This is a genomic window from Streptomyces sp. NPDC058008 (assembly GCF_042886395.1).
Taxonomy (GTDB): domain Bacteria; phylum Actinomycetota; class Actinomycetes; order Streptomycetales; family Streptomycetaceae; genus Streptomyces.
Genome location: NZ_JBHVQX010000016.1, coordinates 103660 through 126653, shown reverse-complemented (window position 1 = coordinate 126653; position 22994 = coordinate 103660). Strand labels below are relative to the sequence as shown.

General features: G+C 72.6%; 22 protein-coding genes. 15 read left to right on the top strand and 7 right to left on the bottom strand.

Translation table 11 applies throughout. The annotated features are described in order from the left end of the window. The first annotated feature begins 352 nt into the window (after window positions 1–352). Window positions 353–1000 carry a CatB-related O-acetyltransferase gene (locus ACFVS9_RS18155; RefSeq protein WP_389933460.1) on the top strand — a complete coding sequence of 216 codons (648 nt, stop codon included), beginning with the start codon at window positions 353–355 and terminating at the stop codon, window positions 998–1000. Between the two features lie 45 nt (window positions 1001–1045). Here ACFVS9_RS18155 and ACFVS9_RS18150 read toward each other — a convergent pair whose 3' ends face one another. Then, window positions 1046–1918, bottom strand: a complete 873-nt coding sequence (locus tag ACFVS9_RS18150; protein WP_389933457.1) for an oxygenase MpaB family protein — start codon at window positions 1916–1918, stop codon at window positions 1046–1048. Window positions 1919–2148: 230 nt separating this feature from the next. Between ACFVS9_RS18150 and ACFVS9_RS18145 the strand changes: the two genes are divergently transcribed. Continuing rightward, window positions 2149–2886 carry an esterase/lipase family protein gene (locus ACFVS9_RS18145; RefSeq protein WP_383112863.1) on the top strand — a complete coding sequence of 246 codons (738 nt, stop codon included), beginning with the start codon at window positions 2149–2151 and terminating at the stop codon, window positions 2884–2886. 130 nt (window positions 2887–3016) lie between these two features. On the opposite strand, the gene ACFVS9_RS18140 is transcribed toward ACFVS9_RS18145, so the two are convergent. Both ACFVS9_RS18140 and ACFVS9_RS18135 read right to left on the bottom strand, forming a co-directional pair. Beyond that, complete coding sequence (locus ACFVS9_RS18140; protein WP_389933454.1) at window positions 3017–3892, bottom strand: class I SAM-dependent methyltransferase; 876 nt, start codon at window positions 3890–3892, stop codon at window positions 3017–3019. Between the two features lie 108 nt (window positions 3893–4000). Next, the gene (locus ACFVS9_RS18135; RefSeq protein ID WP_383112865.1) at window positions 4001–4612 is read right to left on the bottom strand and encodes a helix-turn-helix domain-containing protein; all 612 of its coding nucleotides are present in this window, start codon (window positions 4610–4612) and stop codon (window positions 4001–4003) included. 115 nt (window positions 4613–4727) lie between these two features. On the opposite strand from ACFVS9_RS18135, the gene ACFVS9_RS18130 reads away from it, so the two are divergent. Further along, window positions 4728–5267 (top strand): GNAT family N-acetyltransferase, encoded by a 540-nt coding sequence (locus tag ACFVS9_RS18130; RefSeq protein WP_383112866.1) that lies wholly within the window; start codon window positions 4728–4730, stop codon window positions 5265–5267. A gap of 148 nt (window positions 5268–5415) precedes the next feature. Then, entirely contained in the window at window positions 5416–6090 is a 675-nt protein-coding gene (locus ACFVS9_RS18125) for a hypothetical protein (RefSeq protein WP_389933451.1), read from the top strand. On the opposite strand, the gene ACFVS9_RS18120 is transcribed toward ACFVS9_RS18125, so the two are convergent. Next, window positions 6065–6523 carry a MarR family winged helix-turn-helix transcriptional regulator gene (locus ACFVS9_RS18120; RefSeq protein ID WP_383112868.1) on the bottom strand — a complete coding sequence of 153 codons (459 nt, stop codon included), beginning with the start codon at window positions 6521–6523 and terminating at the stop codon, window positions 6065–6067. The genes ACFVS9_RS18125 and ACFVS9_RS18120 overlap by 26 nt on opposite strands. Before the next feature lie 124 nt (window positions 6524–6647). On the opposite strand from ACFVS9_RS18120, the gene ACFVS9_RS18115 reads away from it, so the two are divergent. The 5 genes from ACFVS9_RS18115 to ACFVS9_RS18095 all read left to right on the top strand — a co-directional run bounded on the left by ACFVS9_RS18115 (window position 6648) and on the right by ACFVS9_RS18095 (window position 12279). Further along, window positions 6648–8162, top strand: coding sequence for an MFS transporter (locus ACFVS9_RS18115; RefSeq protein WP_389933448.1), 1515 nt, complete (start codon window positions 6648–6650; stop codon window positions 8160–8162). Window positions 8163–8472: 310 nt separating this feature from the next. Next, complete coding sequence (locus ACFVS9_RS18110) at window positions 8473–9690, top strand: cytochrome P450 (RefSeq protein ID WP_383112870.1); 1218 nt, start codon at window positions 8473–8475, stop codon at window positions 9688–9690. A gap of 82 nt (window positions 9691–9772) precedes the next feature. Next, a complete protein-coding gene (locus ACFVS9_RS18105; protein WP_389933444.1) occupies window positions 9773–9973 on the top strand; it encodes a ferredoxin in 201 nt (66 codons plus the stop codon). 201 nt (window positions 9974–10174) lie between these two features. Further along, entirely contained in the window at window positions 10175–10810 is a 636-nt protein-coding gene (locus ACFVS9_RS18100; protein WP_389933441.1) for a TetR/AcrR family transcriptional regulator C-terminal domain-containing protein, read from the top strand. 443 nt (window positions 10811–11253) lie between these two features. Beyond that, a complete protein-coding gene (locus ACFVS9_RS18095; RefSeq protein ID WP_389933438.1) occupies window positions 11254–12279 on the top strand; it encodes an NlpC/P60 family protein in 1026 nt (341 codons plus the stop codon). A gap of 107 nt (window positions 12280–12386) precedes the next feature. Here ACFVS9_RS18095 and proP read toward each other — a convergent pair whose 3' ends face one another. Then, a complete protein-coding gene (gene proP, locus ACFVS9_RS18090) occupies window positions 12387–13892 on the bottom strand; it encodes a glycine betaine/L-proline transporter ProP (protein ID WP_383112874.1) in 1506 nt (501 codons plus the stop codon). Between the two features lie 270 nt (window positions 13893–14162). Beyond that, window positions 14163–14885, bottom strand: a complete 723-nt coding sequence (locus ACFVS9_RS18085) for a MerR family transcriptional regulator (RefSeq protein WP_389933435.1) — start codon at window positions 14883–14885, stop codon at window positions 14163–14165. Between the two features lie 62 nt (window positions 14886–14947). On the opposite strand from ACFVS9_RS18085, the gene ACFVS9_RS18080 reads away from it, so the two are divergent. After that, window positions 14948–15409 carry a DUF6194 family protein gene (locus ACFVS9_RS18080; protein WP_389933432.1) on the top strand — a complete coding sequence of 154 codons (462 nt, stop codon included), beginning with the start codon at window positions 14948–14950 and terminating at the stop codon, window positions 15407–15409. Window positions 15410–15639: 230 nt separating this feature from the next. Beyond that, window positions 15640–16557: a hypothetical protein gene (locus ACFVS9_RS18075; RefSeq protein ID WP_389933429.1), complete on the top strand. Its 918-nt coding sequence runs from the start codon at window positions 15640–15642 to the stop codon at window positions 16555–16557. A 159-nt stretch (window positions 16558–16716) separates the two neighbouring features. Here ACFVS9_RS18075 and ACFVS9_RS18070 read toward each other — a convergent pair whose 3' ends face one another. Then, entirely contained in the window at window positions 16717–17802 is a 1086-nt protein-coding gene (locus tag ACFVS9_RS18070; protein WP_389933426.1) for a hypothetical protein, read from the bottom strand. Window positions 17803–18300: 498 nt separating this feature from the next. Between ACFVS9_RS18070 and ACFVS9_RS18065 the strand changes: the two genes are divergently transcribed. From ACFVS9_RS18065 to ACFVS9_RS18050, 4 genes are all read left to right on the top strand, one after another. Continuing rightward, entirely contained in the window at window positions 18301–19056 is a 756-nt protein-coding gene (locus ACFVS9_RS18065) for a (5-formylfuran-3-yl)methyl phosphate synthase (protein WP_383112879.1), read from the top strand. An 8-nt stretch (window positions 19057–19064) separates the two neighbouring features. After that, a complete protein-coding gene (locus tag ACFVS9_RS18060) occupies window positions 19065–20468 on the top strand; it encodes an aldehyde dehydrogenase family protein (RefSeq protein WP_389933423.1) in 1404 nt (467 codons plus the stop codon). After that, entirely contained in the window at window positions 20465–21574 is a 1110-nt protein-coding gene (locus tag ACFVS9_RS18055) for an NAD(P)-dependent alcohol dehydrogenase (RefSeq protein ID WP_389933420.1), read from the top strand. Before ACFVS9_RS18060 ends, ACFVS9_RS18055 begins: the two co-directional genes overlap by 4 nt. Before the next feature lie 269 nt (window positions 21575–21843). Next, entirely contained in the window at window positions 21844–22755 is a 912-nt protein-coding gene (locus ACFVS9_RS18050; protein ID WP_383112882.1) for a class I SAM-dependent methyltransferase, read from the top strand. Window positions 22756–22994 lie beyond the last annotated feature (239 nt).

Here is a 22994-nt window from a genome sequence, read left to right as displayed (position 1 = left end):
GTGGCCGGGGGAGAGGTACGGTCGTTCACCACGCGGCCGGTCACGGACGGAACCGCCACGAGGCGGGCCGGTCGGCCGGCCGCCGCCGGTGACCCGCTCGTGCTGTCCGGGACGAGGACCAGTGGTGGGGCGCACGGGTGAAGCGAGGCGGGCGGCGGGCGGGTACGCACGCGCCGTGCGCTTCGCGTTCGGGACGCCGGGGGACCGCCGCTCACCGCCGTCCCGAGGATCCGGCGCACCGTGCCCTGACGGCCGGACCGCGCCCGCGCCGGAACGGACAGCTGTACCGAAGCCCACCTCCACGACCTGACGCCCGTGGTGCAGGCCGACCTCACGAAGGAATCCTTACGCCATGCCCCTCGTACCCGCCGACCCGACCGTCGTGCACCCCATGCCCGAGCAGCCGCGGGTCGTGCTGCTGAAACCGCTCGTCACCTCACCGTTGATCGAGGTCGGGGACTTCTCGTACTACGACGACCCCGACGACCCGACCGCGTTCGAGACCCGCAACGTGCTCTACCACTACGGGCCGGAGAGGCTGGTCATCGGGAAGTTCTGCGCGCTCGGCGAGGGGGTGCGGTTCATCATGAACGGCGCCAACCACCGTATGGACGGAGCCTCCACGTTCCCTTTCCCGATCATGGGAGGGTCGTGGGCCGAGCACTTCGACCTCATCACGGGGCTGCCGGGGCGCGGTGACACCGTCGTCGGCAACGACGTGTGGTTCGGGTACCGGTCGACCGTGATGCCCGGGGTCCGGATCGGGCACGGCGCCATCATCGCGTCCGGCGCGGTGGTCGTCGACAACGTGCCCGACTACGGGGTCGTCGGCGGCAACCCCGCCCGACTCGTCCGCCGCCGCCACGGCGACGAGGACATCGCACGCCTGGTGGCGACCGCCTGGTGGGACTGGCCCCTGGAACACATCACCCGGCACGTACGGACGATCATGTCCGGCAGCGTCGCCGAACTGGAGGCCGTCGCCCCGGACCGCCCGTGACGCCGTGACATGTCTCCGGCGGCCGGCGCGCCCCGGCCGGCTGTCTCATGGCGCCGTACGGGGCGGGGCCATGGCCCAGCGGATCGCTGCGGTCAGCCCCCGCCCGGTCGGTCTCAGACAGGCCTCGGTCCCGCCGGACAGTCCAGGCAGGTCCAGCGACGTACGCGCCCAACGCGGGAGCGCTGCAACGGAGTTCGCGGCGAGGAGTGCGTAGGGCGCACGGGCGGCCCACGGGAGCGGCGGGTGGAACAGGATGAAGCGCGCCGCCTCCCGGGCCTCCTTCGTCGGGCGCAGCTCAGCCCGGTAGGCCCCGAGGCGGGCGACGAGTTCCTCGCGGTCGCGCGGGGGACGGACGACCCCCAGCGCCTCCGCCACCCGTGCCGTGTCGGCGATGTAGCCGTCGTACCCGGCGGCGTCGAGCGGCCGGGCGCCGTAGCGCTGGTGGGCGATCAGGAAACTCTCGACCTCGGCCACGTGCACCCAGCCGAGGAGGTGCGGATCGGCGGCGTCGTAGGGCTCCCCGGACGGGGTCGTCCCGCGCACCCGGCTGTGCACGGACCGCACCCGGTCGACGGCGCGCTGAGCGTCGTCCGCCGTTCCGTAGGTGGTCACGGCGAGGAACGTACTGGTCCGCTGGAGCCGCCCCCACGGATCGCCGCGGTAGCCGGAGTGGGCCGCGACGGCCGCCATCGCCAGGGGATGCAGGGACTGGAGCAGGAGTGCGCGCAGTCCACCGATGAACATGGACGCGTCGCCGTGGACGATACGGATCGGACGGTCGGGACCGAACCAGCGCGGCCCGGGAGTTCCGTGGATGCGGGCACGGTTCTCGGGTCCCGCGGGACCGGCGACCCGGGCGAAGACCGCGTTGCCGAGCCGCTCCCGCAGGCCGGGTGCGGCAGGCGTGGACGAGTCCATGGGCCCAGTATGCGCTCAGGAACACCCGAGGGGGTCCGCCCGCACCGGGCGGTCCGGCCGAGCGGTGCCCGCGGTGGCGGACCCGCTGCCATGAGGCCGGCGCCCCGCCCCGCACCGGGCGTCCCCGGCGCGCGGCGAACGCCGGTGAATTAGCCGATGGCGCCCGTGCCCCGCGGCCCGACTCTTGTCGGGTCAGGCACCCGCATCCCGCATCCCCACAGGAGTGCTCCATGCGTCGTCGTTCCCCCCGCCGGCTCCTCGGCATCCTCGCGGCCGCCACGGTCGCGCTCACCCTGTTCTCCTCGGCGTCGACGGCCGGGGCGGCCCCGACCGCGGCCGCCCCGGCGGAACGTGCCACCGCCGCCGTCCAGCCCCTGTCGACCAGCACGCCGGTCGTCTTCGTCCACGGGTACACCGGCAGCGCGTCCAACTGGCTCACCGCCATGAGCGTCTTCCAGCTCAACGGCTGGTCCAGCTCCAAGCTCTTCGCGTACGAGTACAACTCCTACGGCAACAACATCACCAACGCCCAGGGGCTGGCCACCTTCGTCAACAACGTGAAGTCGCGGACCGGAGCGAGCAAGGTCGCGATCGTCAACCACTCGATGGGCGGCCTCGTCAGCCAGTACTACCTGAAGGTGCTCGGCGGCAACACGAGCGTCAGCCACCTCGCGTCGATCGCGGGCGCGAACCACGGCACCACGTACGCCGGCGCCTGCCTGATCTACACGACCTGCCAGCAGATGTACCCCGGCTCCTCGTTCATCTCCCAGATCACCTCGGGTGACGAGACGCCCGGCGACACCAAGTACGCCACCTGGTACTCGGCGTGCGACGGCGTCATCCTCCCGTACACCAGCACCCGGCTGAGCGGCGCGACGAACAACAACGTGCTCTGCCAGACGCACATCGGGTACCTGGCCGACACCGTCGTGCTGGGACAGGTGGCGCGCTTCGTCGCTTCCTGACCCGTCGCCGCCCGGACGTGTCCTGTCCCCGGTATCGCGGATGCCGGGGACGGGAACACGTCGTGCGCCGGGCGGGGGGCCCGTGCGCGGGTCACCGCAGAGTGCCGGTGCCAGGGCCGCGGCCGGGTGTTCAGCGTGTACGGCGGGCGGCCCAGACGGCGCGTTCCGTGCGTACGGTCAGGTCGGTACGGCGCAGGACACCGTGCGGGCTCCCGGGGTCGAGAAGCCGGTCGAGAGCGGCGAGGTCCTCGGGCGGGAGCGACTCGGCCGCCGCGCCCCGGATCCGGCGCAGCGTGTTCAGCGCGTAGCGGGGGACCGCCTCGCTGCGGGAGCCGTCGATGTTCACCACCACCGTGCGCTCGCCGTCGAGGGTGAACCCGGCGGCGGTCAGCATCGGTCCCCAGTCGGCGCCGCGGTGGGGCACGTGTGCGGCGTGGAAGCGGTCGGTGGCCGCGTGGCAGCGCTCCTCCAGGCCGGGCCGCTCCGCAGGCGCGTCCGCGGGCAGGAAGCGGGGGAAGCCCGACAGCTCGACCACGGCGAACAGGCCGCCCGGCGCGACTACGTCGTGGACGGCCCGGAGTGTGCGCCCGGGGTCGGCCATGTGGTGCATCGAGGCGGACGCCCAGACGAGGCCGGGCCTGCCGAGGTCGGGCCAGTCGGCGGCGTCGAGGTCGGCCCGCACGGTGCTCACGCGCTCGCTGACCCCCTCGGCCGCGGCCCTGTCCCGCAGGCGGTCGAGGTGCTCGGCCGAGGAGTCGACAGCGGTGACGTGCGCCTCGGGGAACCTGTCGAGGAGGGCGAAGGTGCCGGTTCCGGTGCCACAGCCCAGGTCCACGATCTCGCGCGGTGCCGTCCCGACCGGCAGCCATGCGGTGATGGCCGCGATGTGCTCGGAGAGGACCTCCGCGTCCAGGTCGAGGATGTCCGCCTGGCCGTGCTGGTCGGGGGCGTGTTCAGGGTCGTGGTGCGCGCTGTGGTCCGGCGGGTGCGGGTGTGCGTGGGTCATGCGCCCACGCTAGGACGGTCGTGCGTCTGAGGCACGAGATCTTGCCGTATCCGCAAGAAGGTGACCGGGCGGGATGCCGGATGCGCATGGTCTCCGGTGCGGCCGGGGTCACGCGGGGGAGCCGTCCGGTCCGTGGCCGCTGTCGGTGTCGCCCGCGCCCCCGTCCCGCTGGTGCCCGCGCCGGGCGTCGCGGTCGAAGATGCCCAGGATCTCGCAGGGTCCGCCCTCGGAGCCGATCGCGTGCGGGAGCATGGTGGGGAACTCGGCGGCCTGATCGGTCTCGATGCGGAAGCGGCGGTGGCCCAGCATGAGGATCGCGGTTCCCGACAGGACGACCAGCCATTCCCGGCCGGGGTGCGCACGCATCCGCGCGGGATTGTCCGGTGGGGGCTCGGTCATGCGCTGGCGGACTACACTCATACCCGGGTCGCCCTTGACGGCCCACCGCTTCAGCCCGTGGGCCGCGTCGATCACGGGACTGCTGACGACGTCGTCGGAGGCGGTCTCCACCAGTTGGTCCAGAGAGGTGTCCAGGGCACGGGCCAGGGTGACCAGCTGGTCCAGCGCGAGGCGGCGCCGGCCGTTCTCGATGCGGGAGAGCGTGGACTGGCTGATGTGGGCACGGGCGGCGAGCTCCTCCAGCGACCAGCCCTGAGCCACGCGCAGAGCGCGGATCCTCTTGCGTACCAGGCTGTCCAGCTCACCGTCGTCCTGCGTCATGGGCGGCATCGTATGCCCACGGGGCGAGGGGCTCCGTTGCGCCGTCGAGGAGGGAGCGGTGTCGCCCCGGGAAAAGGGTTTGCCCCGTGGGCGGGGCCGACGTTGGCTGGGCGGCATGGCTGACCTGTGTACCGACCGTCTCGTCCTGCGCCGCTGGCGTGCCTCCGACCGTGCGCCGTGGGCGGCGATGAACGCCGATCCCGAGGTCCGGGAACACCTGGGCGACGTGCTCACCCGTGAACAGAGCGACGCCTCCGTGGCGCGGTTCGAGGCCGAGTTCGAGCAGCGGGGCCACGGGTGGTGGGCGGTGGAGGTGCGGGCCACGGGCGAGTTCATCGGGTTCGCCGGTCTGGACGCCGTGGACGACGGCGTGCCGTTCACCGGCGTGGAGATCGGCTGGCGGCTCGCCCGCCCGGCCTGGGGCCACGGATACGCCACCGAGGCCGCGCTGGCCGTCCTGGCGCACGGCTTCGGCGCTCTCGGGCTTCCCGAGATCGTGGCCGTCACCACCGCCACGAACCTCCGGTCGCAGGCGGTGATGTCCCGGATCGGCATGACCAGGGATCCGTCCGGGGACTTCGACGACCCCACGGCGCCCGAAGGGCCACTGCGGCCCAACGTGCTGTACCGCATCGCCCCCGGTGCGAGGGGCTGACGCCTCCCCGCCCGGACGGACCCGTCAGGAGCGGCGACCCGGCGGAGGAGCCGGCCGGTGAACGCGCTCCGGGGCCGTCCGGGACCAGGAGAGCGGGTCATGGTCCTCTGCGCATCGAGGAGGAGGGCGTACGGCGTTCCAGGAGTACGTGGAACGGATCGCGGCCGGGGCCGTCGGAGGATTCCCCGCGGACGGCGGGATCTACGCGGTGACGTTCCGGATCGACGGCGTCGACCAGGATACGAGCTTCCCCTGTGTGGCGGTCGGCTGCACGACCGAGTCGGACGCCGCCGGATCGGCGCGGAGGACGGCGGACTCCTGGGAGGCGCGCTGGAGTTACGCGTACTTCCCCGAGGCGGGGCTCGAAGGGGTGAGGGTGATCGGGCTCGACCAGGAAGGCGTGGGGTCGCACCGCCGGGAGGCGGAGTCCCTGGGCCTCTGGTTCGAGGGCGACTACGGGGCTGATGACCAGGGCGAGCGGCTGGCCGACCGGTTCCACGAGATGTGTGTCGGGGCGGCCCGCAGGCTCCACGGGAGCGAACGGATCGTGGAGTCCCTGGGCCGGCCGGTCCCGGTGATCCTCTACGACTCGTTCGACCCGGACGCGATGTCCGCGCTCACCCGGGCGCCGATCCGGCGGGCCCGGTCGAGGAGTCCATGGCCGGGGAGCGGGCCTGGGCGCGGGGCGAGGAGTCCCTGGCCGGAGGGCCGGTCCGAGCGGAGGACGGCGAAGCCCCGCCGTTCTCACGGGCCGTCGGGCGACGGGCCCGACGCACTGCGTGCGGAGAGCGGAGGGGTCAGCGGGGCCAGGGGCGGCCGGTGAGCCGTTCCACGTCCTCGTTGAACTGCCGCAGGTCGGCGACGAAGGTGTCGAGGCGTTCGGGCGACCAGTCGGCGACCACCCGGGACACTCCGTCGACGACGATGCCGCGGTCGGCTTTCAGCCGGTCCCTGCCGTCCTGGGTGATGCGGAACTTCCGCGCGACGCCGCCGTCGGGGTCGAGCGTGCGCTCGACGAGACCGTCCTTGAGGAGCGCCGTCGTCTGCCGGTTGAAGGTCGAGGCGGCCAGGCCGAAGGCGCTCACGAGATCGGCCACCGACATGGGTCCTTGCGCCTCGATCCGGCTGAGGAGCACATAGGCGCTGCGGTCCAGCGCCTGCGTGCCGGGCAGCCTGCGCGGTGAGGCCATCTCCTGGTGTCGGGTGAGGATCAGCAGTTCTCGTTCGATCTGCTCCCCTGCCTGCTGGGCATCCATTTCGGCCACCTCCGGCTCACTCATCTGCACATCGGCAGCCTACGCCAGCACGTGTGCACCGTGCTCAGCGAGAGCATCATGCAACTTTTGTGCATGATGCTCTTCGCGTGTATCGTGCACAACCATGAACGCTTCCGTACCCACCGCGCCCGCCGTGCGGACCGGGGCGATAGTCGCCTCCCTGTCCGCGGCCGGAATCGTGGCCTCCCTGATGGGGACGCTGGTCATCCCCCTCGTCGCCCAGCTTCCCGAGCTGCTGGACACCACGACCGCGAACGCGTCGTGGGTCGTCACCGCGCCCCTCCTCACCGGCGCGATCGCCACCCCGGTGTTCGGACGCCTGGGCGACCTGCACGGCAAGAGGCGCATGCTGCTGGTCTGCGTCGGCCTGCTCATCGCGGGCTCGCTGGTGAGCGCCGTGTCGGACTCGCTGGTTCCGATGGTCGTCGGACGCGCCGTACAGGGCATCGGCATGGGGATCGTCCCGCTCGGGATCAGCACCATGCGGGACGTCGTGCCTCCGGAGCGCATGGGATCGTCCGTGGCCCTGATGAGCTCGTCCCTGGGCATCGGAGGCGCCTTCGGCCTGCCGCTCGCGGCCGGCGTCGCCCAGAACGCCGACTGGCACGTGCTGTTCTGGGGCTCGGCCGCCGTCAGCGCGCTGATCGGCCTCGCCGTCCTGCGCTTCGTCCCGCGCGTGCCTTCGGAGGCCCGGGGCCGCTTCGACGTCCCCGGCGCCATCGGCATCACGATCGGACTCGTCTGCCTGCTGCTCGCCGTCTCCAAGGGATCCGAGTGGGGCTGGACGAGCGCGACCACGCTCGGCCTGTTCTCCGCCGCGGTCCTCGTCCTCCTGGCCTGGGGCCTGTTCGAACTGCGTACCACCGATCCGCTGGTCGACCTGCGGGCGACCGGCCGGCGCCGGGTGCTGCTGACCAACCTCGCCTCGGTCGTGATCGGCTTCGCCATGTTCGCCCAGAGCCTCATCGCGCCCCAGCTGCTCCAGCTGCCGAAGGAACTCGGCTACGGGCTGGGCCAGTCCATGCTCGCCGCCGGTCTGTGGATGGTCCCCACGGGCCTGGCCATGATGGCGTTCTCCCCGGTCGGCGCGAAGCTCTCCGCCCGGTCCGGGCCGCGCACCTCGCTGCTGACCGGAGCGCTCGTCATCGCCGCCGGATACGCGCTCGCGCTGCCCCTGATGGGCTCCGTGGCCGGCATCGTCGTCTTCAGCTGCGTCGTCAGCATCGGTGTCGCCTTCGCCTACGGGGCGATGCCCGCCATCATCATGTCCTCGGTACCCGCCTCCAAGACGGCGTCGGCCAACGGGTTCAACGCCTTGATGCGGTCCATCGGGCTCTCCGTGTCCAGCGCGGTCATCGGCGTGCTCCTGGCCCAGATGAGCCGCGACGTCGGCGGGTTCACCGTTCCGACGGAGAACGGCTTCCGGGCCGCCGCCGTGGTCGGCGGGGCCGCCGCACTCGCGGCGGCACTCCTGGCCCTGGCCATACCCCGCGGGGCCGCTCCGCTCCCGGCGGAGGACCCGGCCACGGACCGTCTCGAAGAAGGCCTCACGCCTGACCGCTCCCAGACCTCCGCCCCGGCCCCCAGCGCGTCGGCACCCCGCGCTCCCCAGCCGTGATCCGGCCACCCCGCCCCGAGCCCCGGACCGGGAGACCGAACCCGCCCGCGACGTACGCGGCCCGCGGTGCGAAAGGCGCGGACGGGCCGGGCCGGCGGGAGCACGGGACGGCCCGGAACGTGCCGACCGTCGCCCGTCCCGCCGCCGCATCGAGCCACGCCGCGCGGCCGCCGTCACGCCACTCCGACCACCACCGGGCGACACGACCCGGTCCCCGCGAGGAAGGAGAGCTGCCCGCCATCCCGGCCCGGTACCGCCCCACGGCGGTGTCCACCGGGCGAAAGCCCCACATTTCCGAGGGAGATCACTTATGAGCCGGAGCCAAGAGACCGTGCGCTACCCGCTGTCCCAGCAGGGCGCGCTCGACGCCCCCGCCGACTGGCAGCGCCTGCGCAGCCAGTGCCCCGTCGCGACGGTCGAACTGCCCAGTGGTGACGAAGCGACCCTGCTCACCCGCCACGAACACGTCAAAGCCCTCCTGGCCGACCCCCGCTTCGCCCGCCCCACGGCCCAGGACGACGCCGCCCGGATCGCACCCGAGGGCTCGGGCGGAGCCCTCGCCTCAGGGAGCGCGGACGAGCTCTCCCTGCCCATGACCGGGGAACAGCACCAGCAATGGCGCCGTCAGGTCAGCAAGTGGTTCACCGCCAAGCGCATGACGGCCCTGCGGCCCGGCATGACGGCGACCGCCGAACGCCTCGTCGACGACATGGTGGCGGCCGGCGCGCCCGCCGACCTCAAGGCGCACGTCGGCTTCCTCCTGCCCGTCTACGTCATCTGCGACATGCTCGGTGTGCCCGTGGCGGACCGGGACCGCTTCTCCCACTGGTCCGACGCCCTCCTCAGCATCACGCGCTTCACCCGCGAGGAGACCGACCTGGCCCAGCGCGAGTTCGTCGAGTACATGTCCGGTCACATCGCCGCCAAGCGGGAGAACCCGGCCGAGGACGTCCTCAGCACGCTCATCCAGGATTCCGCGGGCGGAGCCGGGCTGTCCGACGCGGAGCTGCTGGCGACCGCGATGGGCCTCCTGGTCGCCGGACACGAGACCACCGCGAACATGATCGGCAAGATGATCGCCATGCTCCTGGCCGACCGGCGCCGGTGGGAGCAACTGCTCGCGGATCCCTCCCTGGTGCGCACCGCCGTCGAGGAGTCACTCCGCTTCGACACCAACCTCGGATTCGGCCTGCGGCGCTATCTCACGGAGGAGGCCGAGATCGGCGGCCGGACGCTGCCGAGCGGTACGACGGTCATCTGCAGCATGCCCGCCGCCAACCGCGACGAGGAGGTGTTCAGCGACGCGGAGGACATGGACCTGGGCCGCAGTCCCAACCCGCACCTCATCTTCGGCGCCGGACCCCACTCCTGCCTCGGTCAGTCACTGGCCCGCACCGAACTCCAGGTCGTCCTGGAGGTCCTGCTGCGCAAACTGCCCACCCTCGAACTGGCCGTGCCCACGGAAGACCTGCGGCGGGTGGAAGGGCTGCTGGTCGGCGGCCTGAGCACCGTCCCGGTGCGCTGGTGACCCCGGCCGTCCCGCCGTACGCCGTCACGGCTGTCCGGACATCCCGTTCAGCCACCCCCATCCCGACGGAGGGAGAACCCGCGTGAACATCACCATCGACGAGGACAAGTGCTGCGGCGCAGGCCAGTGCGTCCTGATCGCGCCGGAGGTGTTCGACCAGCGCGACGACGACGGCATCGTCATCCTGCTGGACCCGGCACCGCCACAGGAGCAGCACACCGCGAGCCGCGAGGCCGCAGCGGTCTGCCCCGCGGCCGCCATCCACCTCACCGACGGCGCCTGACCACGCGTCACCCCGAACCCGCGGCCGGCCCCGGTGCGTCACGGGGCCGGCCGCCCCACGTGCGTGCCTCTCGTACGGTCCGCTCGCCGGTGTCGGCGCCGTGGGGCGGCGACCGGCCCGGACGCACCCGCTCCCGTGAGCGGCCCCACCCCTGTGAACGTGGGTAATCCTCCGTATATGGGTGAAGTTAGACTCAGGTGGGTGACCAAGGCCCTTGACCCCCGCAGCCGCCGATCGCGCCGTGCCTTGCAGGAGGCACTGCTCACCCTGCTCGCGGACCAGGAACTGGGGGAGATCACGGTGTCCCGCGTCACCCGGCGTGCGGGCACCAGCCGTTCGACGTTCTACGACCACTACACCGACGTGCACGAACTCGCGGCCGAGGCCTGCACGGCGCAGTTCGACGAACTGCTCGCCGCCGCACCCGTGTTCGCCGGGCGCCCCGCACCGGACGGTCAGGGACGGACGAATCCGCTGTCCCAGCTGTTCACCCATGTCGCCGCCCACGCCCGCCTCTACGACGCACTGCTCGGACCGGAGGGCAGCGCCCGCGTCATCAACCATCTGCACCATCGGATCGCCATCGCGTTCTTCGTGAACCGCTCGGCTCCCGCCGACCCGGACCGGACACATGCCACCGACCCCGACGAGATCCCGCTCGATCCTGCCGCCGCTTTCCACGCGGGTGCGCTCATCGGGGTCGTCATGGACTGGCTGCGCAGGGGCTGCCCCCGGGGCCCCGACGAGATGGCCGAGGCCGTCTGGCCCCTCGTCCGCGCGGCGGGGCGGGAGAGTTCCGACGGTAGGGAAGAGCCGTCCCCGAGGTACGTGGACTGAGGCCGCCGTCCTTCCGTACCGGGTCGGACGGGAGTGGTGAACGCGGGAGGCGTGGTGCATCCCGGCCGACAGGTGCGACCCGCACCCGAGGCCCACAGCCGTCGCCCACGGCGCCGCACCCCCGTACGCGGTGCCTCCAAGTCCCTTGCTCCGTAAGCCATCTGAGGTAGGGGAAGGTGAGCGGCCGGAGGTGGTGGACGGACCGTCAGGCCGCCGCTACGCGCCGTGCGGAACGGGTAAAGAACTCCCCTGGTCTGTCGACATCGGTCCTGTGAAGATTGCGTGGATCACAGGACGATCACTAAGGTCGGCCTCGAACCTTCGCACGATTGATCACCCATTCGGGGTGACGGTGAAGGCACCGCCGCGTCCGTGACCTGCACGGAGCCGGGATTCCCGTCCCACGCCCGGTAGGCGGCTCGAGGAAGAAGGAGCTCGCCTCCGTGGCGTCCCACCGTCGTCCCAAGCAGCCGAGCCGCGCCCGGGTGACCGTGCTCAGCGTGACCGCCGCCGCAGCCGTGGCGCTGACCTCCCAGGCGGCGCAGGCCGACCCCAAGCCGACCAAGAGCGAGGTCAAGGCGAAGGTCGACAAGCTGTACCACGAGGCCGAGGAGGCCACGGAGAAGTACAACGGCGCGAAGGAGCAGCAGGACAAGCTCAGGAAGCAGACCGACGCGCTCCAGGACACGGTCGCCCGCGGACAGGAGGAGCTCAACACCCTGCGCGGCGAGCTCGGTCAGCTCGCCAGCGCCCAGTACCGCTCCGGTGGTCTCGACCCGTCGGTCCAGCTGCTGCTCTCCTCGGACCCGGACAGCTTCCTCGACCAGGCCTCCGCGCTCGGCCAGTTGACCGCCAAGCAGGCCGAGTCGCTTCAGAAGATCCAGGCGAAGCAGCGCACCCTCGCGCAGCAGCGCGAGGAGGCGCAGGCCAAGCTCACCGACCTCGCCGAGATCCGTACGGCCCTCGGCAAGAACAAGCAGAAGTTCCAGACCAAGCTCGCCGACGCCCAGAAGCTGCTGAACACCCTCACCGCGGCAGAGCGCGCCAAGATGGCCGAGGAGGAGCAGCGCGCCGGCCGCGCCGCCGGTGACCGCGTCGAGCTGGGCAACGAGGCTCCCGCCTCCGCCCTCGGTGCCGCAGCGCTCCAGGCCGCCGACACACGTGTGGGCAAGCCCTACGTGCGTGCGGCCACGGGACCCGACTCCTTCGACTGCTCGGGCCTGACCCAGTGGGCCTACGCCCAGGCGGGCGCCCAGATCACCCGCACCACGTACACCCAGATCAACCAGGGCACCCGTATCGCGCGCAGTCAGCTCAAGCCGGGCGACCTGGTCTTCTTCAGCAACACCTCGCACGTGGGCCTCTACGCGGGCGGCAACACCGTGCTGCACGCGCCGTACCCGGGCGCCTCAGTGCGCTACGAGTCGATGGGCACCGTCGGCAGCTACCAGGCCGCAGTGCGCATCTGATCACGGACGGGAGGGCTCCGCCCCGGGTGCGATTCCCGGGGCGGAGCCCTCTCACGGCGCCAACGGCCGGGGGCGGCAGTGCCTCCCGGCCTCGGTCCCCGGCCCCCTCACTCCTTGCGCCGGCTGCCGCCCCACGGGTGCCGCATCCGGATCCAGACGTCCCGCGCCTGCCTGCCCGCCCGCGTCCTGCTCCGCGCGACGAGCAGTCGCGCCTGCTCCGGACTCTCCACCATCGGGCCTGAACCGCTCAGAGGCTTGCCCGCCGTCTCGCGCAGGAACAGGGTGGCGACGAGCCCGATGACGCCCGCGACCATCAGGTAGTACGCGGGGATCATGTCGTTGCCCGTCGCCTCGACCAGGGCGGAGGCGAACAGCGGTGTGGTCCCGCCGAACAGGGACACGGAGATGTTGAACGCGATCGACAGGGCGCCGTAGCGGAGACGGGTCGGGAACAGCGCCGGAAGCGTCGAGGCGGAGGTGCCCGCGAAGCACACCAGAAGCAGCCCCAGGATCCCGCAGCCGATCGCGGGCAGCAGGATGCCGCGCTGCTGGATGAGCAGGAAGGCCGGGATCGCGAGTGCGATGAGTGCCACGCTCCCGGCCATGAAGACCGGACGCCGGCCCCAGCGGTCCGAGGACCTGCCGACCGCCGTGATGCTCAGCACCACGAGCAGCATCGTGCCGAGGACCAGCAGCTGGGAGGTCGTCTCCGGCTCACCGAGGGTGTCCGACATGTACGTCGGCAGATACGACGTCACCATGTAGTTCGTGACGTTGTAGAGCAGCACCAGGCCCATGCAGATGAGCACCGCCTCCCAGTGCTGCGTGAAGATCTCCTTGAGCCGGCCCTTGCCCGACTGGCGTGCCTCCTCGACGGGGTCGCCCTCGGACAGGGCTTCGGCCTGCGCCTCCTCCTCGCGCTGGAAGGCGGGGGTCTCCTCCAGCTTCAGCCGCATGTACAGGCCGATCAGACCGAGCGGCCCCGCGACGAAGAACGGGATCCGCCACCCCCAGTCCGTCAGCCCCTCCGTACCGAGGACCGCCGTCAGCACGGTCACCAGCCCCGAGCCCAGCGAATAGCCGATGAAGGTCCCGAAGTCCAGCCAACTGCCGAGGAAGCCCCGGCGCTTGTCGGGCGCGTACTCCGCGATGTACGTCGTCGCGCCCGCGTACTCGCCACCGGTGGAGAAGCCCTGGACCAGACGGCACACCAGCAGCAGCAGCGGAGCGGCGAAACCGATCGTGTCGTACGAGGGGAGGAAGCCGACCGCGAAGGTGCTCGCCGCCATCATGATCATGGTGACCGCCAGCACCTTCTGGCGTCCCACACGGTCCCCGAGCGGGCCGAACACCAGGCCGCCGAGCGGACGCACGAGGAAGGCCGCGGCGAAGGTGGCGAAGGTGGACACCACCTGCGCGCCCGGCGAGCTCGACGGGAAGAAGACCTTGCCGAGGGTGCCCGCGAGGTAGGCGTAGACACCGAAGTCGAACCACTCCATGGTGTTGCCGAGCGCCGCCGCCGTCACCGCGCGGCGTACCTTCGGCGGGTCGGTGACCGTCACGTCCTCGGCGGCCAGGACCTTCTTGCGGCGCCGCAGCAGCGTCCGCAGCATCTGGTCCGTGGCCCCCCGGCGCGGTGGAACGCGCGGCCGTCGTTTCGGTCCCGGCATGAATGCCCTGCCCTCCGCTGTCGCGCTGATCGGTTCGGCGCGCTACACGGCACCGCCCCCGGTCTTCCCCGGCAGGGCCCACCTTGTCCGTCCGACCGCCTGAATGCCGCGTGACTGTGCCGGACGGGTGAGTCAGGCGACCCGAACGGACCAGGCCGGACCGTGCCCGCGTGCGGGGCACCCGACGCCGTGAGCGCCGGATGCCCGGGCGTCTCACGTCCCGGCAGCGGCGGCGAGCACGGCGGAGAGCGAGGCGCTCGCGTCGAGGAGGGCGCGGGAGCGGACGGTGATGCTCGCGTCCCGGGACGCCAGCGCGGCCCGGACGTCCTCCGACCGGTGCCCCTGCCGCAGGCCCGGCATCAGGGCCCGCAGCGGAGCGATGCGGTACCCGGCGCCGCGCAGCTGGTGGACGATCCGCGCGTCCCGTGCCTGGGCGGGTGAGTACCGCCTGGCCCCGCGCGGGGGGACCCGGTCGGGGACGACCAGCCCCTTGGCGTCCCAGTGGCGCAGGGCCGAGGGCCGCACACCGAGCGCGGAGGCCAGTTCGGAGACGCTCATCGAGTCCGACGGCCGTACGTCCTCGACGGGCTCGGCGGAGATGAGCACGGAGGCCTCCCTGGCGAGTCCGAGGTCCGTACGCTCCCGGTCCAGCCGGGCGTGTGCCGCGTCGAGAAGGGCGAGCACCTCCTGGGCCGGGCCCCGGTGCGCCGCACGCAGGATGCGCCTGGCCCCCACCGGACCCGTGCCGACCGCGAGCGCCCGGTAGGACAGTGCGGCGGACACATGGACCTCCGTGTACCTCCGGTAGCCGGCGGCGGTGCGCGCGGCCGGCGGCAGGACCCCGTCGCGTTCGAGATTGCGCACCTGCTGGACCGAGCACCCGGCGCGTCGCGCGACATCGACCGTACGCAAGGCGGGCGAGTTGAGAGTTGACACCTGTTTCCCCCGTTCCTTCGGCTCGAAGTCTCCACAAGCACCTTAATGAAACGCTTCATGACATGACCATCGACGAGATAATCGACTTCATGGGTGGCCTCGACGGTGTCCTGGCCGTCAGGCCGGGGCCCGGCGACGGCTCACCCGAGATCGCCTGGGGGGACACCTTCTTCTACTACACCCCTGACGGAACCGCCCCGAAGACGGCCCAGCCGTTCGCGACGATCGTGACGAAGGACCTCCCCGGTGACGAGCGGTCACGCCTGGACCGGCCGGACGTGTTCCGCGTCAATATCGCCGTGGGGAAGGAAGCCTTCGCCGACCGCACCGGCCACGCCCCGCGCGGACCGTCCGCCGACGACGATCCCGGCGTCGGCGACACCGTGATGCCACACCCCGTCTACGGATCCGCCGGCTGGCTCGCGGTGGTGAACCCGGGCCCGCGGACCGGCACGACCACCCGCGAACTGCTCCGCCTCGCCCACCATCTCGCGCGTTCGCGCCACGAGCGGCGCTCCGGATGACAGCCGGGGGCTGTCCTCCACGCAGCCCGCACCCCTGGCGTGAGTGGGGGATCTCCGCGCCCCGGGTGTGCCACCGGACGGCATGACGTGGGCGCGTGTCCGGTGGCGCCCGAAGGGGCACCGCGCGTTGCCGCGCGGTCCCCTTCCCCGGCGATTGCGTGCCGGTTGCCACCGGCCGACACTGGACCTGATGAGTCCGCACGGGGGCCGATGGAGGATGTGCGCACGCCATGCCCAGCTCCGACGACGACGGCCGGGAGCGCCGCGACCAGGACGCTCAGCAGGCCGGGGTTCCGCAGCACCGAGGCCCGAACGAGGGCCCGTCAGACGTGTTCCTGGACGTTCCCGCTCTCCACGTGGACGAACTGGATCTGGAGGTCGACGACCTCGAGGCACACGTGTCCCTCCAGGCGGAGGTGCTGGACCTGCTCAAGCTGAACGTCGGGGCCGACGTGCGGCTCGGGCGCGTCGAGCTGGACATCGAGGGGGTCGACGTACAGGCCCAGCTCAGGGTGCGGCTCCACAACATCGTCGCCGTCGTCACCCGGCTGCTGACGACGGTGGACCGCAACCCCGAGGTTCTCGAGCAGCTGACGCGTGGGGTGGGAGCGGCGGCCGAAGGCGTCGGGGCCGGCGCCGGCCGGGCCGTGGGACAGCTGGGCGAGGGCGCCGGAGCAGCGGTGAAGGACGCCGGACGGGGTGCCGGGGCCGCGGTGGAAGGCGCGGGCTCGGCGGTGCGGGAGATCGGGGACGGAGCGCGGTCCACGGTCGAGGACGTGGGCCGCCGTGGGGCGGAGGCGGTCGGCGAGGGCGCCGCAGACGCCGTCGGCGCCGTAGCCGAGGACGGGGAATCCGAGGACGAGCGACCTGAGCGCCCGCCCGCGCGCCGTCCCCGCAAGGAGACGGAACGCCGCTCCGCCCGGCGGACCGGTACCGGAGACGCCGGCGGTTCGGGCAGGAAACAGGCAGCCGAGGCCGACGGCACGCCGAAGAGGGCCGCACCGGCCAGGAAGGCGGCGGCCAAGGGGACCTCGGCCAGGAAGGCGGCGAAGACGAAGCCCACCGCCAGGAAACGTGGCGCCGCTCCAGGGCGGTCGACGGACAAGGAAGCCAGGAGCACCGCGGACCGTCCCCGGCGCCGGGCCTAGCGGGAGCGGCCGGTACGGAGCGGCTACCGAGCCGACCGCGTCGCGGCACCGACCGACGCGCGAGGACTGCCGGGCCCGGTGAACACGTCCACGGGTGCCCGGACCCCGCCGGCCCGCCCCGCGCCCGAACGCCGGTCCCCGGTCGCGTGGCGGGTCGCGTCACACCGTGCCGTCCTGTGAGGGCCCGGCGCGCTCCAGTTCCTGTACGAGCAGGAGCAGGTCGGCGGGGGCCGCGGTGAGGCGGACCGGGGTTCCGGAGTCGAGGAGTTCTGCGACGTACCAGCCCGCCGGGACGTTGTGCTCCGTCGTCCGGCGCGGGTGGCGCAGCCCTCGAACGGTGAAGCGCCCCGGGCGTATCTCCTTGCCCGCGAAGCGGCCCGGCCCTCCATGGAGCAGCAGTGCCATGGGTCCGGCGCCGAGGACGATGTGGCTGCCTTCGAGTCCGGCGTCGTGCGGTGCCTCCTGAAGGAAGCGGGCCGGAAGGAAGACGTCCTCGCCCTCGGGCAGCGGGCGGGGCGTGACCGGAGCCGTCCGGCCGCTCACCCGCCAGGCCCGCGCCAGGAGGACGAGCACCGTGAGGACTCCGGCTGCCGCCACCGGCACCGCGACGGGCGGGTCCGGTCTGACGCCGGCCAGCGGCACCGCCCACACCGCGGCGACGGCCAGAGCGACCAGGAAGGCCGACGCGTTCGGCCGGGCCGGTTCGCCGGCGACGACGGGCAGCCCGTCGCGACGCCGGCGCACCAGCACGAGTACGGCGAGACACCCGGCGGCCAGGATGAAGAAGACGGCGCCGCCCGCGATGCCGCCGGGCCGGGGCACGTTCTCGTCGGCGGTGCGGTGTGCGCCCGCGACCGTCATCAGGTCACCGCGCCACCACGCCAGGGTGACCCGGTCACCGGGGGCGAAGGCGGTGGCGGTGTCGTAGAGGACGTTCAGCCGGTCCACCGGCTCGCCGCCCCGGAAGTGGAGCCAGTCGTCGTCGCCGTTCTTGTTCATCGTGGCCTCGACGCGCGCGACCACCCCGGACAGCGTCGTCACGCAGTCGGCACGGGTGTCGGCCGGAGCGGAGGCCGGGCAGGGCGAGGCCGCCCGCCACTCCCGGTCGCGCCGCTCCTCGGAGGAGATCCCGGCGACGGAGACGTAGGCGGAGCCGGCCAGCGCGAGCAGGCACAGGATCAGAGGCAGCAGTCGTCCACGGATGAACCGCCCCGGCTGCGGGGCCGACTTCTCGACATCGAACACCAGGCCGAGTCTGTCACGACGGCGTCCGCGGTACCGCGACTTCGACGGGGGAGGACCAGGCCGAAGCGGTGCGCGGAGTGGCGCGCCCGGGCGGGTCCGGCGCGAGGTCGCGACCGACGGCAGGAGGTCCCTCCCGGTCCCGGTGGGCGCTCACGCGCCCTCGGGGACGCGCGCCCGTTCCACCCGGGCCCCGACACCCGCGCCCGTTCCCTCCAGGAACCCCCGGGCCCGTGGGGACCCGGTGGTCCGGAGGACGGCCCCGGGCACGGCGGCGCCCTCGGCCGAAGGAGGACGTCAGAGCCTCGTGCGCCGGGTTCGAACCGGCGTGGACGGCGCGCTGAGAGGGGCGTGCCCAGGGCCCGGTAATGATCCATCAGGCACTCCGCACGCCCTGCCGACCACCTCGGGCCCCGGCAAGGATGAGCGCAGCGCACATGATCCGTGCGGCTGTGCACGGCCTGCCCCCGGGCAGGGAGACATCGGCGGAAGGACCCCACGTTGTTGCTGCTCATCTCCCCGGACGGCGTCGAGGAAGCCCTCGACTGCGCGAAGGCTGCCGAACACCTCGACATCGTCGACGTCAAGAAGCCGGACGAGGGCTCGCTGGGGGCCAACTACCCCTGGGTCATCAGAGAGATCCGCGCCGCGGTCCCGGCGGACAAGCCGGTGTCCGCCACCGTGGGAGACGTACCGTACAAGCCCGGCACGGTGGCGCAGGCAGCGCTCGGCGCGGCCGTCTCGGGGGCCACGTACATCAAGGTCGGCCTCTACGGATGCTCGACCCCCCAACAGGCCATCGAGGTCATGCGCGGGGTCGTCCGGGCGGTGAAGGAGTTCCGGCCGGACGCGTTCGTCGTCGCCTCCGGCTACGCCGACGCCCACCGGATCGGTTGCGTCAATCCGCTGGCGCTGCCCGACATCGCCCGTCTCTCCGGCTCCGACGCGGCCATGCTCGACACCGCGGTCAAGGACGGGACCCGGCTGTTCGACCACGTTCCGCCGGATCTCTGCGCGGAGTTCGTCGGGCTGGCCCACGACGCCGGCCTGCTCGCGGCCCTCGCGGGCAGCATCAAGGCGGCGGACCTCGGCGAACTGACCCGCATCGGCACGGACATCGTGGGGGTGCGCGGGGCGGTCTGCGAGGGCGGCGACCGCAACGCGGGAAGGATCCAGCCACACCTGGTGGCCGCCTTCCGGGCGGAGATGGACCGGCACGCACAGGAGTACGCGGCAACCGTGGCCGCCGCGAGTTGACCGCCGTCATGCCGACCAGCCGGCCTGGCCGTGCGCCCGGGGCCCGCGGTGAGCGCCTCGCCGTCATCGACCCGTCCACGGGCGAGGCGTTCGACGAGGCTCCCGACCAGCAGCCGGACATCGTGGACGCCGCAGTCGACCGGGCCCACAAGGCCTGGCGTGACTGGCGGTCCGACGCCACCGTCCGCAGCGGCGCGCTGCACGCGGCAGCCGACGCGGTCGAGGCGGCCGGAGCCGAGCTCGCCCCCCTCCTCACCCGCGAACAGGGCAAACCCCTGGCCGAGTCCTATGCGGAGATCGACCGCACGGCGGCCCGACTGCGCTACTTCGCCGAGCTGCACCCCGGTCCGCAGCCGGTCACGGACGGCCGCCCCGTGCGCAGCGAGATCCGCTGGCGACCGCTGGGGCCCGTCGCCGCGATCGTCCCGTGGAACTTCCCCCTCCAGCTCGCCTCGGCGAAGTTCGCTCCGGCGCTCGCCGCGGGCAACACGATGATCCTGAAACCCTCCCCGTACACCCCCCTCGCCACAAGGCTGCTCGGATCCGTCATCGCCGCCGCCCTGCCCGCGGACGTACTGACCGTCGTCACGGGCCGGGAGCCGCTCGGCGCCTGCCTCGCCTCCCATCCGGGGATCCGCCACGTGACGTTCACCGGCTCGGTTCCCACCGGGCGGGCGGTGGCGGCCGGCGCCGCCCCCTCGCTCGCCCGGGTCACCCTGGAGCTGGGCGGCAACGACGCCGCCGTCCTGCTGGAGGACGTGGACGTGGAACGGATCGCGGACCGGCTGTTCTGGGCGGCGTTCCGCAACTGCGGACAGGTCTGCATGGCGGTCAAGCGCGTCTACGCCCCCGCCCGGATCCACTCCCAGGTGGTCGAAGCCCTCGCGCAACGGGCGAAGGCCGCTGTCGTCGGACCCGGACTCGACCCCGACTCGCAGCTGGGACCGGTCAACAACGCCCCCCAACTCGCCAGGGTCGAGCGCTACACGGCCCAGGCACGGGCTGACGGTGCCCGAGCCGTGGCCGGCGGACACCGGCTGGACCGGCCGGGGTACTTCTTCGCCCCCACCATTCTCACCGATGTCCCGCCCCACAGCCCGGTCGTGACGGAGGAACAGTTCGGCCCGGTCCTCCCGGTCCTGCCGTACACCAGCCTCGACGAAGCCGTCGAAGCGGCCAACGGCACCGGCTTCGGTCTGGGCGGCTCCGTATGGGGGACCGACCTCGACCGGGCCGAGGCGGTGGCAGGCCGGCTGGAGTGCGGGACGGCCTGGATCAACCACCACGCCGAACTGTCCCTCGCCCAGCCCTTCGCGGGCACCAAGGAAAGCGGTGTCGGCGTCGCGGGAGGGCCGTGGGGCCTCTTCGGCAACCTCAGCCCCTTCGTCCTGCACCGCCCGGAGGAGACGTGAGGCGGAGGTTCGGCGCGGCGGTGCTGCGCGGGTACGGAAGCAGGTTCGCCGTGGAGGAGGTGATCCTCGACGCGGGGCCGGCCGAAGGCGAGATCCTCGTCAGGATCGCCGGCTGCGGGATGTGCCGGACCGACCTCGCCGTCAGGCGTTCGGCGGGCCGCACCCCGCTTCCGGCGGTGCTCGGACACGAGGGGGCCGGGGTCGTGGTGGAGACGGGCGGCACCGGCACCGGTCTGAGCGCCGGGGACCACGTCGTGCTGAGCTTCGACTCCTGCGGGCACTGCCGGAACTGCATGGGCGCGGCCCCCGCCTACTGCGACTCGTTCGCCCCGCTCAACCTCTTCGGCGGACGCAGGGAGAACGCGGCGCGTTTCACCGACGCGGCCGGGGGAGTGCTGGCCCCCCGATGGTTCGGCCAGTCCTCGTTCGCGGAGTACGCGATGGTCCCCGCCCGCAACGCCGTCCGGGTCGATCCCTCCCTGCCCATCGAGCTCCTCGGCCCCCTCGGCTGCGGGTTCCTCACCGGTGCCGGATCCGTCTTCAACTCCTTCGGCGTCGGCCCCGGTGACACCGTCGCCGTCTTCGGCGCGGGGGCGGTGGGCCTGGCCGCGGTGATGGCGGCCACCGCGGCGGGGGCGGTGGCCGTGGCCGTCGACCGGCACCCCGAACGGCTGGCCCACGCCGAACGGCTCCACGCGATCCCGCTGCACGCCGCGTCGGCCGGCCTGCCCCACCGCATCCAGCAGCTGACGGACGGCGGTGCCCAGTACGCCCTGGACACGACGGGCTCCGCCGAGCTGATCAACGACGCGCTGGTGGCCCTGCGCCCGAGGGGCCACCTCGGCCTGGTGGCACGGCTCCCCACCACGCTCCCGATCCAGCCGGGAGCACTGGACCGAGGCCGGACGATCTCCCACATCTGCGAGGGGGACGCGGTGCCGGCACTGCTCGTTCCGAAGCTGACCGCGCTGTGGCGGGCCGGGCGGTTTCCCTTCGACGAACTGATCCGCACGTACCCGCTCTCCGACATCAACGGGGCCGAACGCGACTGCGAGGCGGGCCGTGTGGTCAAGCCCGTCCTCATCCCGGAGGGCGGGGGCCGGTGAACGAAGTGCCCGGCCCGGTCCCCGTCCGGCGTCCCGCCCCCTGAAGACCGGCCGCCTGTACCGCGCGCCGTCCCCGCCGTGAAGCCCGCCCGCGCGGAGACGACCGGGCCGGGGACGCGGATGTCCGCAGCGCCGCCCGCCACCGCACCGGCACGAAGCGCGGGCCGCACGCGGCTGTGACGTCGTGTGTCCACCACGGATCCGACGGCGCACCCGGCTCACGTTCACGATCCCTACCCCTGATCAGATCTCGCACCGAGGGAGTTCGCATGGTCGACACAGCGCACCGGAGCACCGGAGTGGAAGGCGTGGAAGGAGGCATCGGCGTGACCGCGCTCATGGTCGCCGCGGCGCGGGCGATCGAGACCCACCGCCACGACAGCCTGGCACGGGACGTCTACGCGGAACACTTCGTGCAGGCCGCACCGGCGTCCGCGCGCTGGCCCGTGCGCATCGAACAGGTTCCTGAGGGGGACGCGAACCCGCTGTGGGGCCGGTTCGCCCGCTACTTCGGTCTGCGGACGCGTGTCCTCGACGACTTCCTCCTCCGGTCGGTGCAGGGCCTCGGCCCCCGCCAAGTGGTGCTGCTCGGGGCGGGCTTGGACGCGCGAGCGTTCCGGCTGGACTGGCCTGCCGGGTGCGTGGTCTTCGAGATCGACAGGGAAGGCGTGCTGGCGTTCAAGCACCAGGTGCTCGCCGGGCTGTCGGCCACCCCGAAGGCGGCGCGCGTACCGATCCCGATCGATCTGCGCGCCGACTGGATCACGGCGCTGACCGACGCCGGCTTCGACCCGTCCGCGCCGAGCGTCTGGCTGGCCGAGGGGCTGCTGTTCTACCTGCCCATCACCGCCGAGACGTACCTCATCGACGCGGTGAACGGGCTGACCACGGAAGGAAGCGCCCTGGCGTTCGAGGTGAAGGTCGAGAAGGACCTGCTGGAGTACCAGGACAGCCCGCTCTACACCTCCACGAGACACCAGATCGGCATCGACCTGCTCAATCTGTTCGACGGAGGGCCACGGCCCGATTCGGTCCGTGATCTGGAGGGCAAGGGCTGGTCCACATCGGTCCACACCCCCTTCGACTTCACCCATCGGCACGGACGTGGCCCGCTGCCCGAGCAGAACGACGCACTGGAGGGAAACCGGTGGGTGTTCGCGCACAGGAAACCCTTGCCGTGACAGGGCCCCTGGGGTCGCCGGACAGTCAGGAACCCGCCGGTCACGTGACCACCGACCCGATGGCTTCATGTCCGGCGGGCGGCGGGGCTCGACGGATGCGGGCTCACCGCCCCCTTCGAGCCGCCCCGCGCCGGTAGGCCTCGGCGCTCGACCCGGTGGTGAGGCCAACCGGGGCCCGGGCCCGGCGGCGGTGCGGAATCGCGGGCAGCCGCCCCGTGGTTCCGCACCTGCCGGGCAGG